General features: G+C 60.9%; 12 protein-coding genes. 5 read left to right on the forward strand and 7 right to left on the reverse strand.

The annotated features are described in order from the left end of the window. A partial coding sequence (locus JWR14_RS34955) for a sensor histidine kinase (protein ID WP_299718625.1) occupies positions 1–452 on the forward strand: 452 nt, incomplete at its 5' end. A gap of 271 nt (positions 453–723) precedes the next feature. Here JWR14_RS34955 and JWR14_RS34960 read toward each other — a convergent pair. Further along, positions 724–1,017, reverse strand: coding sequence for a DUF4148 domain-containing protein (locus JWR14_RS34960; RefSeq protein ID WP_299718646.1), 294 nt, complete (start codon positions 1,015–1,017; stop codon positions 724–726). 126 nt (positions 1,018–1,143) lie between these two features. Further along, the gene (locus tag JWR14_RS34965; protein ID WP_299718627.1) at positions 1,144–1,317 is read right to left on the reverse strand and encodes a hypothetical protein; all 174 of its coding nucleotides are present in this window, start codon (positions 1,315–1,317) and stop codon (positions 1,144–1,146) included. Positions 1,318–1,348: 31 nt separating this feature from the next. Here JWR14_RS34965 and JWR14_RS34970 point away from each other — a divergent pair, with 31 nt between their 5' ends. Further along, positions 1,349–1,945: an undecaprenyl-diphosphatase gene (locus JWR14_RS34970; protein WP_299718630.1), complete on the forward strand. Its 597-nt coding sequence runs from the start codon at positions 1,349–1,351 to the stop codon at positions 1,943–1,945. Positions 1,946–2,003: 58 nt separating this feature from the next. On the opposite strand, the gene JWR14_RS34975 is transcribed toward JWR14_RS34970, so the two are convergent. From JWR14_RS34975 to JWR14_RS34990, 4 genes are all read right to left on the reverse strand, one after another. Further along, positions 2,004–5,114 carry an efflux RND transporter permease subunit gene (locus JWR14_RS34975; RefSeq protein WP_299718632.1) on the reverse strand — a complete coding sequence of 1,037 codons (3,111 nt, stop codon included), beginning with the start codon at positions 5,112–5,114 and terminating at the stop codon, positions 2,004–2,006. Next, positions 5,111–6,325: an efflux RND transporter periplasmic adaptor subunit gene (locus tag JWR14_RS34980; RefSeq protein WP_299718634.1), complete on the reverse strand. Its 1,215-nt coding sequence runs from the start codon at positions 6,323–6,325 to the stop codon at positions 5,111–5,113. The genes JWR14_RS34975 and JWR14_RS34980 overlap by 4 nt, the downstream gene beginning before the upstream one ends. Next, a complete protein-coding gene (locus tag JWR14_RS34985; protein ID WP_299718637.1) occupies positions 6,322–7,815 on the reverse strand; it encodes an efflux transporter outer membrane subunit in 1,494 nt (497 codons plus the stop codon). The genes JWR14_RS34980 and JWR14_RS34985 overlap by 4 nt, the downstream gene beginning before the upstream one ends. Before the next feature lie 100 nt (positions 7,816–7,915). Next, complete coding sequence (locus tag JWR14_RS34990; protein WP_277044096.1) at positions 7,916–8,605, reverse strand: response regulator transcription factor; 690 nt, start codon at positions 8,603–8,605, stop codon at positions 7,916–7,918. 152 nt (positions 8,606–8,757) lie between these two features. Between JWR14_RS34990 and JWR14_RS34995 the strand changes: the two genes are divergently transcribed. From JWR14_RS34995 to JWR14_RS35005, 3 genes are all read left to right on the forward strand, one after another. Further along, entirely contained in the window at positions 8,758–9,441 is a 684-nt protein-coding gene (locus JWR14_RS34995; RefSeq protein ID WP_277044095.1) for a response regulator transcription factor, read from the forward strand. Next, positions 9,428–10,840, forward strand: a complete 1,413-nt coding sequence (locus JWR14_RS35000; RefSeq protein ID WP_277044093.1) for an ATP-binding protein — start codon at positions 9,428–9,430, stop codon at positions 10,838–10,840. The genes JWR14_RS34995 and JWR14_RS35000 overlap by 14 nt, the downstream gene beginning before the upstream one ends. A gap of 290 nt (positions 10,841–11,130) precedes the next feature. Continuing rightward, positions 11,131–11,412: a hypothetical protein gene (locus JWR14_RS35005; protein ID WP_277044091.1), complete on the forward strand. Its 282-nt coding sequence runs from the start codon at positions 11,131–11,133 to the stop codon at positions 11,410–11,412. Positions 11,413–12,023: 611 nt separating this feature from the next. Here the strand turns inward: JWR14_RS35005 and JWR14_RS35010 are convergent. Then, positions 12,024–13,421 (reverse strand): ATP-binding protein, encoded by a 1,398-nt coding sequence (locus tag JWR14_RS35010; protein ID WP_299718644.1) that lies wholly within the window; start codon positions 13,419–13,421, stop codon positions 12,024–12,026. Positions 13,422–13,442 lie beyond the last annotated feature (21 nt).

Consider the following 13,442-nt stretch of genomic DNA (forward strand, 5'->3'; position numbering starts at 1 on the left):
AGCGGTCAGTGAGCGATCTGTCGTTGCTGGCGGAGGCCAAGGGTATCGATCTGGGGCTGGAGGAGCGGGCGCGCGATGCATCGGACGACTATGTCGTGCTGGGCGATGAACATGCGCTGGGCATCCTACTGAATAACCTGATCGATAACGCGATTCGCCATACGCCCGAGGGCGGTAAGGTCGATGTGATCCTCGCGCGCGATGCAAAGGGTGTGAGCGTTGAAGTCATAGATACAGGAACGGGCATTGCGCCCGATGAACTGGACCGGGTGTTCGACCGCTTCTATCGCGGTACCGGTGCGCAGGGGTCAGGTAGTGGGCTAGGTCTCGCGATTGCATCGAGCATCGCGGGGCGGCACGGGGCTACGCTTAATGTGAGCAATCGCGACGGAGGGGGGTTGATTGTGAGCGTGGCAGCGCTCACGCCGGGTGGTGGCGAGCTCTCTTTATAACTTCGGGAAAACCGAAGACGAGGTTAACTCGAACGCCTTTGTTACGAGCCGGTTGCCGAACGTAACGCCTAAAGGTCTCACTTTCCGCTGTCATGAAAGTTCTCACCGAGGGGTCGCAATGGAATCGCTCAGTCAATTGAACGTCCCGCATCAGTTCAGACGAAGGGCCGATTGCGCGCCCCCAGTTGCAGGGGCTTCTTTCTGAAGCAGCGCGAAGGCCGCATCGACTGAAATGATGCGGCCCGCAACCCTCTTGCCAGTTCGCCCAGCCCTAGTTCGCCGCATCACGGCCCGGTAATTCCGAAGCCGCTGTTGCGGCACTGTTTCCGTGCGCACCGCTCTCCGATGCATTCATGTTGTTGGCCGCTTGCACTCGTTGCTCCGCCGCTTGTAACTCATCGGGATAATGAATTTGCTTGCTGGCAGGCTGGTAGCCCGCACGCTCCAACTGAACAAGTTCCGCGCGCACTTGGGCCCGCGTGACGGGACCATTGGTGGTTTGCGCGAACGACACGGCCGGAACCATCAGAACTGCAGTCAGTATTGCGCAGATAAACTTTTTCATGATAAACAAACCTCGTCGAATGTGGCTCCAGTCACCATGATTGAAGCTCGTGCTCTTCACCGCGAAACAGTGAAGAGCAGGACTTCATTTTGTGCAAGGCGTAGTGGCTACACCCTGACGCGACGATTACAAGCTTGTTATCTGCGTGATCAGCCCTTGCAGGCGAGCATGCTTGCGCTTGCGCATGCGGTTATGCCGCGTGTCGAGGTCTTCATCACGCATTTCCTGCGACACAATGAAACCTGCATTTCCACTTCCATAAGCCTCAGCTAAGCCTGCGACGATAAGCTCACCCATCATCCACCCATCATCCACCCATCTATCGCCCGCTATGGAAGCACTGAACCGCAGCCTGTTTTTGCTGATTAACGCGTCGACTCAGCCAGGGTCTGCCATCGTGGCATTGGCCATGCTGTTCGGCGAATACGCGATCTGGCTCGTGCCCGCCACGCTTGTCGTGTGCTGGCTGCGCGGAAACGACATCGTGCGCCAGCGACTGATCGAGGCAAGCGCGTCGGCGCTGATAGCTTTGCTGGTCGCACAGATTATTGGCGTGACGTGGCCGCATCCGCGGCCTTTCGTGATTGGCCTGGGTCATACGCTGATTGCGCATGGAGCGGATTCATCATTTCCCAGCGACCATCTGACGTTCCTATGGGCGGTCGCCTTTAGTCTGCTGATGCATCCCGAAGCACGCCGCGTGGGATGGGTACTCGCGCTTCTTGGTCTGCCGATGGCATGGGCGCGGATCTATATCGGCGTGCATTTCCCCTTCGATATAGCCGGGGCTGCGCTCGTCTCGGGAATCAGTGCTTGGCTTTGTGGGCTCACGGGCCACTGGTTCGCGGCCCCGGTCGTGCGAGCCGCGATGCTTGCGTATCGGCCGTTGTTCGGACCGCTGATCCGGCGCGGCTGGGTGTCACGATAGCCCCGGATAACTTGCCGCAGCACCGGTCACTAACGAGCCGGCAGGCGTACCACATCCACTATTGAACCGGCACGCGCTCCGTCGCCACCCCGCTTCCGCGCTTCCGGTCGATCCAGTGAGCGAGCCGGTCAAACCAGAGGTGGACTACGGGTGTGGTGAACAGGGTAAGCATCTGCGAGAGGATCAAGCCGCCGACAATTGCAATGCCGAGCGGTACACGCAACTCCGCGCCCGCGCCGTGCCCGAGCGCCAACGGCAAAGCACCGAATAACGCAGCCAGCGTCGTCATCATGATCGGCCGAAACCGCAGAACGCATGCTTGGCGGATTGCATCGTGGGGAGACAAACCCTGTTCCCTTTCAGCAACCAGCGCGAAGTCGATCATCATGATCGCGTTCTTCTTCACAATCCCGATCAGCAGGATGATGCCGATCATGCCCATGATCGACAGATCCTGGCCGCATAACATGAGCGCGAGCAACGCGCCCACACCTGCAGACGGCAACGTCGAAATGATGGTCAGTGGATGAATCGCGCTTTCATACAAGATGCCAAGTATCAGGTACACCACCACGAGCGCGGCAGCGATCAGGTAAGGCTCGCTTTGCAGCGACGCCTGGAACGCCTGCGCTGTTCCCTGGAACGTGCCGGTGAGGAAATCTGGCTTGCCGGCGGCGACCTCCGCTCGATGAATCGCGTTCACCGCATTGCCCAGCGACTGCCCTGAGGCAAGATTGAACGAGATGGTCACCGAGGGAAACAGGCCTTGGTGATTGACCGAAATCGGCGACACGTTGTTCTCGACTTTCGCGAGCGTATTCAACGGCACGAGTGCATTGGTGAGCGGAGAACGCACGTACAAACGCGCGAGTGCATCGACCGTCAACTGGAACGTCGGGTCCACTTCTTCTATGACGTGATACTGGTTGAGCTGCGTGAACAGCGTTGCGATCTGGCGCTGGCCGAACGCGTCGTAGAGTGTGTCGTCGATGGCTTGCGCCGTGATGCCGAAACGCGACGCGGTGCTTCGATCGATCACCAAGGTGGCGCTGGTCGCCGACGCCTGCTGGTCCGAGGTGACATCGGTCAGTTCAGGTAATGCCGACAGACGTTGTGTCATCACCTGTGACCAATGATTCAACGCACTGACATCGGGTGCCTGAAGCGTGTACTGGTATTGCGCCGCGCTGATCCGTCCGCCCACCTGGATATCCTGGCGCACCTGCATGGCGAGCGAAATGCCGATCACCGCAGCAAGCTTCGGTTTCAACCTGTTCAGGACTTTCCCGGCACTGTCCGCGCGCTGCCCGAACGGCTTCAGGTTGATCATCACGCGGCCTTGACTCACGGTCGGGTTCGGACCGATCCAGTAGTAGACGTTATCGACGGCGGGATCAGCCTCGATGATAGACCCAAGTTGTTGCATCTTCGTCGCCATCGACTGCGGCGAGACATCAGGTGCCGCTTGGGCCACGCCCATGATCAACCCGGAATCCTCCTGTGGAAAAAACCCCTTCGGGATGGCGATGAATAGCCCGGCAGTTGCGATGACCGTTGCAACGGTCACGCCGAGCATGATCTTCTGATGGCGAAGCACCCAGTCGAGCCCGCGTTCATAACGCCGCTCGGTCCATGTGAACCCCCGCTCGAGGCAGGCTTCCAGTTTGTGCATCCGGCCGCCGTCCGTGCCAGGCGCGCGAATGAGCCAGCCGCACAGCATTGGCGTGACCGTGAGCGATACCACCGCCGACATCAGGATCGCCGCACTCACTGTTACGGCAAACTCGCGAAACAGGCGCCCTACAATCCCACCCATCAACAGGATCGGGATGAACACGGCGATCAGCGAGATCGTCATCGAAATGATGGTGAAGCGGACCTCGCGTGCACCCAGCAAGGCAGCCTGCATTCTAGGCACACCTTCCTCGATGTGACGCATCACGTTCTCGATCACGACAATCGCATCGTCGACCACAAAGCCCACTGCGATAGTCAGCCCCATCAGAGAGAGATTGTCGAGGCTATAGCCCAGCACGTACATCACGGCGAAGGTCGCGACCAGCGAGAGCGGTATTGTCAGGCTCGGGATCACGGTCGCCCAGAGATTGCGCAGGAACGAGAAGATCACCATCACCACGAGCGCGACCGTCAGCATGAGGGTGAATTGCACGTCATGTACGGACGCATTGATGGTCTGGGTCCGGTCGCCCACCACGTGCAGATGCGCGGCGGCCGGCAATGTTGCCTCAAGCGCGGGCAACGCCGCGTTGATGTTGGCAATGGTCTGGACGACGTTGTATCCGGGCTGTTTGTGCACATCCAGAATGATCGCGCGTTCGTGCTGCAGCCACGCGGCCTGTTGCGTGTCTTCGGCTGCGCTCACGACCGTGCCCAGGTCCTGCACGCGAACAGGCGCGCCGTTCTTGTAAGCCACCACGAGGTCGCGGTATTCATCGACGGTGGTGAGCTGGTCCGTCGCGTTGAAAACGATCGAGCGGTCGGGGCCGTTGAGGCTGCCCTTGGGCGCGTTGACTGTCTGCACACCCACGATCGAACGCACGTCTTCCAGCGTGAGGCCGCGTGCTGCGAGTTTGTCGGGGTCCAGCCGGATACGCACAGCCGGACGTTGCTGGCCGTGGAAGTCGACGAGACCAACACCGGGCATCTGCGAAATCTGCTGCGCCAGATAATCTTCCGCGTAGCCGTCAAGCTGGGTGAGCGTCAGTGAGGGTGACGTCAACGCGAGCGACAGCAAGGTAAAGTCAGCCGGGTTGACCTTCTCGTATGTCGGCGGATTAGGCAGGTTCTTCGGCAGCGTGCCGCCGGCCGCGTTGATCGCCGTCTGCACGTCTTGCGCCGCCCCGTTGATGTCGCGGGTCAGATCGAACTGGACAGCAATATTGGTTGTGCCGAGCGAACTCGAAGAGGTCATCTGCGTGATGCCGGCAATCAGCGACAGTTGCCTTTCAAGCGGCGTTGCTACCGATGTCGCCATGGTCTCCGCGCTCGCGCCCGGCAACTTCGCGACAATCTGGATTGTCGGGAAGTCGACCTGCGGCAACGGCGCGACCGGCAACAGGAAGTAGGCGACCGCGCCAACAAGCAGCACGGCGATAGCCAGAAAACTCGTCGCAATACGACGCTGGATGAAACGTTCGAGAAGACTCATGACGGGTCGCCCACGGTGCCGGAGTTGGCTGCGTCAGCGGCCGTGTCGGGCGTCGCCGCTACCACCTTCGCCGCAACCGACGCCCCGGGGTTCAGACGGCTCTGGCCGTCGAAGACGATCAGGTCCGCCGCCGTGACGCCGCCGCGAATCTCCGTCACGCCGTCTACGCTGGCGCCGACCTGCACCGGTCGCAACTGCGCCCGCCCGTCCGAACCCACGATGTAAAGCTGCGAGCCATTCTGCGTATTGACCACTGCACGGCTGGGCACAGCCAGGCGTTGTTTATCCGTGCGCAGCAGCACGCGGGCGTTGACCAGTTCGCCCGGCCAGAGCTTGCGGTCCTGGTTCGTGAACGATGCCTTGAGCCTGATCTGGCCGGTGGTGGCATCGACCAGACTATCGATGAAAACCAGTGTGCCCGAAGCAAGCGCCGTGTTTCCTGAACGCGTGGTGACATCGACGGGCAGCGGGGCCTTTGCCTGGCCCGCGAGCAAGTCGGACAAGCTGTCCTGCGGCACGGAGAACAGCACCTCGATTGGCTCCATCTGCGTGACCGTGACGATGCCTGTCGTGTCTCCCGGATGCACGATCGCGCCAAGGTCAGCCTCACGCGCGCCGGCCCGGCCCGTGAACGGCGCGTACAGCGTCGTGAAGCCGAGCTGCAGCCGGTCGCTCTGAACCAGCGCGGCATCGGCTGCGACACTCGCCGCGAACGACTCAACCTGCGACTTCGCGGTGTCCACGCTCTGCGTTGTCGCCGCCCCGATGCCCACCAGCTTCGAGAAGCGGGCGAGGTCCAGGCGAGCGTTGTCGAGGCTCGCCTGATCCTTGCGCTGCGCGGCTTCAGCCTGCCGTAATTGCGCGGTGAGCGGACCCTGGTCCAGTTGCGCAAGGATCTGAGCGGCCTTCACGTCCTGCCCTTCAGTGAACGCGACGCGTGCGAGTTGACCATCGACCCGTACCTTCACATCGACCGTGTTAAGCGCCTGGACTGTACCTACGGCCGCGAGGCGAATCGGGAAGTCGAGCAAGGTGGCGTGACCTGCGTTGATCGGAACGGCCGCGGCCGGCGCGCTGACCGGATGTTTCGGCCACAGCCACCAGCCAGGCAGCGCGAGAAGGACAAGCATCGCCAGGATAAACAGTGCACGCATGGACCGTTTGTTCTGGCTGCGAGGCGCCGGTTGCAGAGGAATGTCTTCTTGTTTCATGAGTTGCCAGAATTCGATTGCGAACTTGATGGAAACGCCCGGGGTGCGGAATCGGTGACGCCAAAACCACCGCCGAAAGCACGGAACAAACCCGCCGACGCTTGCAGCCGTAGGAGCCGCGTCTGCACCAGCGTGTCCTCGGCCTGATACAGCGTGCGCTGTGCATCGAGTACGGTCAGGAAGTCGACTGTGCCGAACTTGTACTGCGCCTCGGCAAGCGTCGCGGCCTGGCGCGCTGCGTCGGCGGCGGTTTGGTCGAAAGCTTCCGCAAGCTGCTGTTGCTGCGCGGCCGTCAACGAATCTTCAACGTCCTGCAGCGCGGTCACGATCGTCTGCCGGTAGTCCGCCACCCCTTTGGTCACGGCCGCCTGGTTCGCATGAAGCTGGCCATGCAAGGCGCCGCCATCGAAGATCGGTGCAGCAAGGGCGGTCGCGAGGCTAGCAAACGGGCTCGTCAAGAAATGTGACAGCGAACCGCTACTCAAACCGCCATCGGCCGTGAGCAGGAGGGTCGGAAAGTACGCCGCGCGTGCCGCGCCGACACTGTAGTTCGCAGACTGCAGGGTCGCTTCCTTCGAGCGTATATCGGGGCGTGCTTCCAGCAAGCTTGACGGCAAGTTGGGCCGCACCGCCGGGATTGGAATGGCGCTCAGTTGCACCTCGCCCACGTTCATTTGCTCGGGCGCACTGCCTGTAAGCACAGCCAGCAAATGCAGGTTTTGATCGAGTTGCTGCTGTAAGACCGGCACGTTCGCCTGGAACGTGGCCAGCACATTGCGCTGCTGCTGGATCTGCAACTCCGTCGCCACGCCGGCATCCTTCTGCGCGATGAGCAACTGAAGAATGTGTTCGGCGTCAGTAGAAATGGTGCGTGCGAGCATCACCCGGCGCCGCAAGGACTGAATCTGGAAGTACGTGTTCACAACCGATGCCGTCAGCGTCAGCGCGACCGTGTCGCGGTCGAATTCCGATGCACGCGCGAGCAGCATTGCGGCGTTTGCGTTCGCCGCGTTCAGTCCCCAGAAATCGACTTCATAGCTGGCTTCGAGAAAGGCGCTCTGGCTCCTTCCTGTCGAGCCTCTTTTGCCGCCGGTGCCGCCCTGATGACTGCGGTCGTAGGTTGCCCCAAACGTCAATGACGGATACAGCGGCGCACCGGCTTTCTCTGCATTGCCGCGCGCTTCTTCGACGGTCGCTACCGCCGACGCCAGAGAGAAGTTGTTCTGCAGGCTACGCTCGACCAGCGCGTTAAGCTCGGGATCTTGATACGCGCGCCACCATTCGCTTCGAACCGGCGTGGTATTGGCGAGTGAGGTTGACGCGGCGCCGTCGAAGCGCTTGGCAAGCGGTGCATCTGGGCGCTTGTAGGCGGGGACGAGTGAACAGCCGGAAAACAGCAGCGTCACTGTCAGCACAATTGCACATGCCGGATGCACCGCGCCGGCGCGGTAAATATTGGGCAGCAGGGCCGCACGAGGCGGTTCATACATGGAGGGCACTCTCGCGACAGTGAAGTCGCAAGAGTAACGAGACCGTCCTGTCGGGCCTTTCGCGCGATGATTAAAAAACTTTAATGCGGCGTGGGTCGCTTCATGGAGAACCGTCCAGAACGTAACCAGCGCCCATCACGGTACGGATGAGCGGCGTGGGGAAATTGCGGTCTACCTTGGCGCGCAGCCGGTGCACATGCATGTCGATGACATTGCCCCGCGGCTCGAAGTCGTAGTTCCACGCCGCCTCTAGCAACATGCTCCTCGTCACGACCTGTCCGGCGTGGCGCATCAGGCATTCGAGCAACAGGAATTCGCGATGCTGCAGATTCAGGTTGCGCCCGGCGCGAGTGGCTGACCTGGCCCGGGTATCGAGTGAAAGGTCCGCGTGCGACCACACGTGTCCTGTGCGCCGTCTCCCTTTCCCGCTCCCGCTCCGGCGCTCGAGCGCCTCAACCCGCGCCAGCAGTTCTGCGAACGCGTACGGCTTGACCAGGTAATCGTCGCAGCCGGCCTGGATACCGTCCACCCGATCCTTCAGGCCACCGACCGCCGATAACATCAACACCGGCGTCACATCGCCGCCCGCGCGCAACTGCCGGACCAGATCCACACCGTCGAGTGCGGGCAGCAGCCGGTCGGTGACCAGCAGGTCATAGATCCCTTCGCGCGCGAGCACAAGGCCCGTGGCGCCATCGCTGGCGGTATCGACTATGTGGCCGCTCTCGGCCAGCCCGCGGGTCAGGAACAGCCTACCGCGAGCATCGTCCTCGATCACCAGAATTCGCATAAGGGGCTGTCCTCGCGCACTTGCATTAAAATTCTTTCATGTTGAGGCGAAATGCCCGATGGGTTGGACACGACATACTGCCGTGGCAAAGGGCAGTTTACAGGCGGAGCGCAGCGGATGTTCCGCCCGAGCGGACCGGAACAGGAGCCAGCATGCCGAACGTACTCGTTATCGAGGACGACCCCCAGACGCGCGACGAGATCGTCGAGGCGCTCACCGACCACGGCTGCGCAGTTGACACCGCGCAGACCGGCCGCGACGGGCTAATGCTCGCGATCGCGAACACCTACGACGCGATCGTGCTCGACCGCATGCTGCCCGGTGGCCTGGAGGGCCTCGGCATGCTCGCGTCGCTGCGCAGCGCAGGCGTAGTCACGCCGGTGCTGATCCTCAGCGCGTTGTCTGCGGTAGACGAGCGGGTGCGCGGCCTGCGCGCGGGCGGAGACGATTATCTGACCAAGCCCTTCGAGTTCATCGAACTGACAGCGCGGCTCGATGCACTGATGCGCCGCCGGGACGCGCCGCCAAGCGTGCAAGAGTATCGCGCAGGGCCGCTGCAACTCGACTTGCTCAAGCGCGAGGTCACCTGCGCCGGGCGGCCCATACCCTTGCTGCCGCGAGAGTACCGGCTGCTCGAATATCTGATGCGCAACCAGGGCCAGGTGGTGAGCCGCACGATGCTCTTCGAAGCGGTCTGGGATTATCGGCTCGATGAGCGGACCAACGTGATCGACGTCCATATCAGCCGCCTCAGGAAGAAGCTCGATCCCGCCGGATCGATACCCATGATTCACACCGTGCGCGGTTCGGGATACCTGCTTCGTGCGCCTGACTGAACTCCACCGCACAACAAGCTTCCGGCTCGCGACGCTGTTTCTTGCGATGTTCGGCTTCGCCTCCATCCTCCTGTTCGGTTATCTGTATGTCGAGATCACCGGCTTCGAGGCAGAACGGGTCGACGAATGGCTGCGCCGCGAACATGCAGAGCTGATCCGCGAGAAGCCGGACGCTCTCGTCGCCCGCTTCGACAATCAGAACCGGTACGACCCGCAGGCCCAACGTCCGTTCGGTCTTTTCGATACCAGTGGCCGTCATCTCGCCGGCGGCTATCCGGGCGACCGCCCGGCTATTCCAGCTTTCGACACGCCATTCACACTGCGCCTGCATGGCCTGCAACATAACCCGCCGGGCCGTTGCATCGCTGCGGGTTTCCCGGACGGCCGAGTCGCGATTCAATGCCAGAACACGCGCGAGCTGGATCACTTCGATGAAGAACTGCTGCACGCCCTGCTCTCCGCCGCGGTGCTGACGCTGGTGGTCGGGTTGCTGGGCGCGGCGCTGATCGGGGTGGGGTCAGTGCGCCGCCTGGATGCCGTCACCGCGAGCATCAAGGAAATCGTCGCGGGCAACCTGAGCCAACGTTTGCCCATGCGTTCGAAGCAGGACGATCTCGACCGGCTGGTGCGCGTGGTGAACGGCATGCTCGATGAAATCGAGCGTCTGATGCGCGAGGTCAAGGGCGTATGCGACGCGATTGCACACGACCTGCGCACGCCGCTCACGCGGCTGATAGCCGGTCTAGAGCGGGCACAACGGCGCGCCCAGACGAAAGAGGAATATCGCGTCGCGCTCGACCATACGATCGTCGAAGCGGGTGGCATGTTACGCACCTTCAATGCGCTTTTGCGCATCTCCGAGATCGAGAGCGGCGTGCGGCGAGAGAGTTTCGAGCCTGTGGATCTTGCGGCGGTGGCATTGGATGCCGTAGAGCTGTATGAGCCGGCTGCGGAGGACAAGGAAATCTCGCTCGTTTTGGAGCGGTCATCGCCCGAGCCCTATCCGATGCTTGGAGACCCCAGCCTGCTGTTCGAGGCCCTCGCAAATCTCGTAGAAAACGCTATCAAGTTCGCACCCCCGAAAGGCCATGTTTGCGTGTGCCTGTTCAGCGACGTCAACGGCTTCGGCGTGTCGATCCGCGACGACGGGCCCGGCATCTCAGTTGAAGAACGTCAGGCCGTACTGGGACGTTTCTATCGCGGTGAAGCCAGCCGGCATACACCCGGTAACGGGCTAGGGCTGAGCCTGGCGAATGCGGTAGCCACCATGCACGGCATGGAAATCCGCTTCCCGGACGTTCAGGCAGGGTGCGAAGTCCAGTTGACTAAAGCGCATGAATCGCATGAAGCCCGCAACAGCAGCCGCGAAGCAACCAGTGCATTGAGCGACTCTGGTTGATTGCACCCGTGGCAATCAACCCTTCTTCCTTCGAGGTTCGCCATTGTTGCGGGAAAAATCTTAAGGATTGCTTAAGCCAACTATCGATGAGTTATTTTTCTATCGAATAATAAATTTCCGATCCTAACGAGTTAACCTGTCTCGATCGCATTAGCACATTGGCCTCGATATTTGCTTAAGGTTTGCTTAAGCGAAGTCAATAATAAAAAAATATACAGCTCAATACGAAGCCGAAATCGCCGATAGACCGTATGCATTACCGCAACATACCAACCCAGGAGAATAGCTAAATGAACGTCAATCCACTCAGCCAGCCCGCGTCGTCCCCGGCAACTGGTGCTGTTTCAACGGCGTCTGCGCCCGCGACGTCTTCAACGACCGAAGCCAGCAAGACCTCTGCAGCAAGTACGGCAGCTCCACAGGCGTCGACAACAGTCAGCATTAGCAACGCAGGACGCGCTGCACTGGCGGAAGCAACTGAATCAGCCGCGACCACAGCAAAAGAAGCTGGCGGCGGCGACCGCCAGGCGCAAAGACTGCTGGCCAAGGAAGCCGCGAGGAAGATCGGCTAAATCGCGACAGGCATCTTCGAGGCTGCGGGAAAACAGCCTCGTTTTGGCGACTGCGATCTCCCGGAGCATCTTATGCCCATCGGGGAGAATCCTGCCGAGAAGTCGTCACGGGTGGCTAACCGGTGGAACAACGCAGCGGCCCCCTGCAGTCCATTGAGCCCAGCAGAACCCAGGCGTCAAGCTTGCGGATGTCCCCGCGCGTATGCCCGAACACTGAGCAATAGGCGAAAGCGCGGGCGACGGCATGACATGAAAGAGCGACATGGCCCAGACTCTTGCGGAAGCATTCGCCGATCCTTCATGATTTCGCCAACGGTTAACGTTGACGTTTCGTTCGAACTTAAGATGATGCTGTCGAAACAAAGCCTACCAATCCTTCGTGATACCGAGATCCGGTATGGATGGAAGCAATATGTTCCACGGCATACAAGCCAAGGAGTGTGCGCCGGCGGCGTCCATGACGACGGTGCACGAGCGCAAAATTACGTTGCACTCGAACACCTGCGCGATCGTTAGAAAATACTCCGTGGCCGCAGCTCGCTCTTGAGGCGGAGGGCCATCTAGCTAATTCGACTGTCGGCTGACCGAAGGAGGTCGGCCGCCTCAATGCGTCATCGCTCGCCAATCTGACAACTCCCTCTGAAACGCAACAACATCTTGCATCCCGGCTGGTTGTCGCCAATCTCGAAGTCGGCTCCGTGCATGCGGGCGATTGCGGCAACCAGACTCAGGCCGAGACCGTGCCCCGTCGCCATATGCTCTTGTGCACCCGCACTGCGGTAAAACGGTCGAAGCACCGCTTTGCGCTCGCCCACATCGATACCCGGCCCGGTGTCGGTAACTTGCAGCGCGGAAAAACCATTGTCGGCCCAAACCTCGAGCGTGACTTGCCCTCCCCTCGGCGTAAACTTCAGCGCATTGTCGAGCAGGTTCTCGATGGCCCCGAACAGCAAGTCGATGTCGCCGATGACCTCGACTGATTCAGACGCATGCACCTTCATCGACAAGCCCCGATACTCGGCGAGCGGCTCATAAAGTTCGACCACGTCCCGAAGTACGACATCGAGCAAGAGCGAACCAAAACTCGCGCGTCGTCCGCCGGCCTCGATTTCCGCAATTCTCAACAAAGCCGTAAAGCGATTGAGTACAACGTCAGACTGCTCGATTGCCGTGTCAATTGCCTCGGCGTAGTCGTCGACCGTAGTTGAGCGGCGGCGCGCCCGTTCCAGCCCGCCGCGTAGGCCGGTCATCGGTGTACGAAGATCATGCGCGATGCCGGCGCACACACCACGGACCTCGCTCACGAGTCGCTCTATTTCATCGAGCATCGTGTTGACGATCCCTGCAAGGCGGTCAAGATCGTGGTTCGTATGACGCGTAGGCAAGCGTCGGTCGAGCTGGCCTGCCATGATTTCGCGGCTCGTTTCGCTGATGGCGCGAATGCGCCGGTTCGACATCCTGTTCAGCGCGGCGCCGCAGCCGAGCGCGAGCAGGATCGTCAGCGCGAGGCCCGTGCATAGCGTTGTCACCAGCGTCCGGTCGAACACGATGATCTCATCGATCGAATGCCCGACTACGATTCTCAGGCCGCTTTTTGTCGGCACGATGATGCCGCGATATTGGCTTGTCACTCGGCTGGGTCCCTCGCGGGTCGCCTGCGCGTAGTCGAATGGCGTACCGTCTTTCTCTGCCGGGAGATTATCGACATTTCCCGCGAGCCTACTGCCGTTCTCGTCGAACAGGCCATAGGGCCGGCTGCTCGCAACGTCGCGGCGGCTCAGTGCGCTGATCGTTGCGATGGCCTCGTCTCGGCCGAGCGATTGAAATTCCGCCACCTCCCCATTCAGACGTTCGTCGACCTGATGAAGCAGGTAACCGCTGGTGAGCCAGTAAAGCAATGCGAACAGCGCTATTGCCGAACTGACGAATACCAGCAGCAGCCAGCCGATGCTGCCCGGATGCAGGCGCGCGGCACGCCTACTCCGCAGCCTGGAGAATATAGCCGACATTACGTACCGTATGGATCATCG

It is taken from the genome of Caballeronia sp. (assembly GCF_028292365.1).
Taxonomy (GTDB): domain Bacteria; phylum Pseudomonadota; class Gammaproteobacteria; order Burkholderiales; family Burkholderiaceae; genus Caballeronia.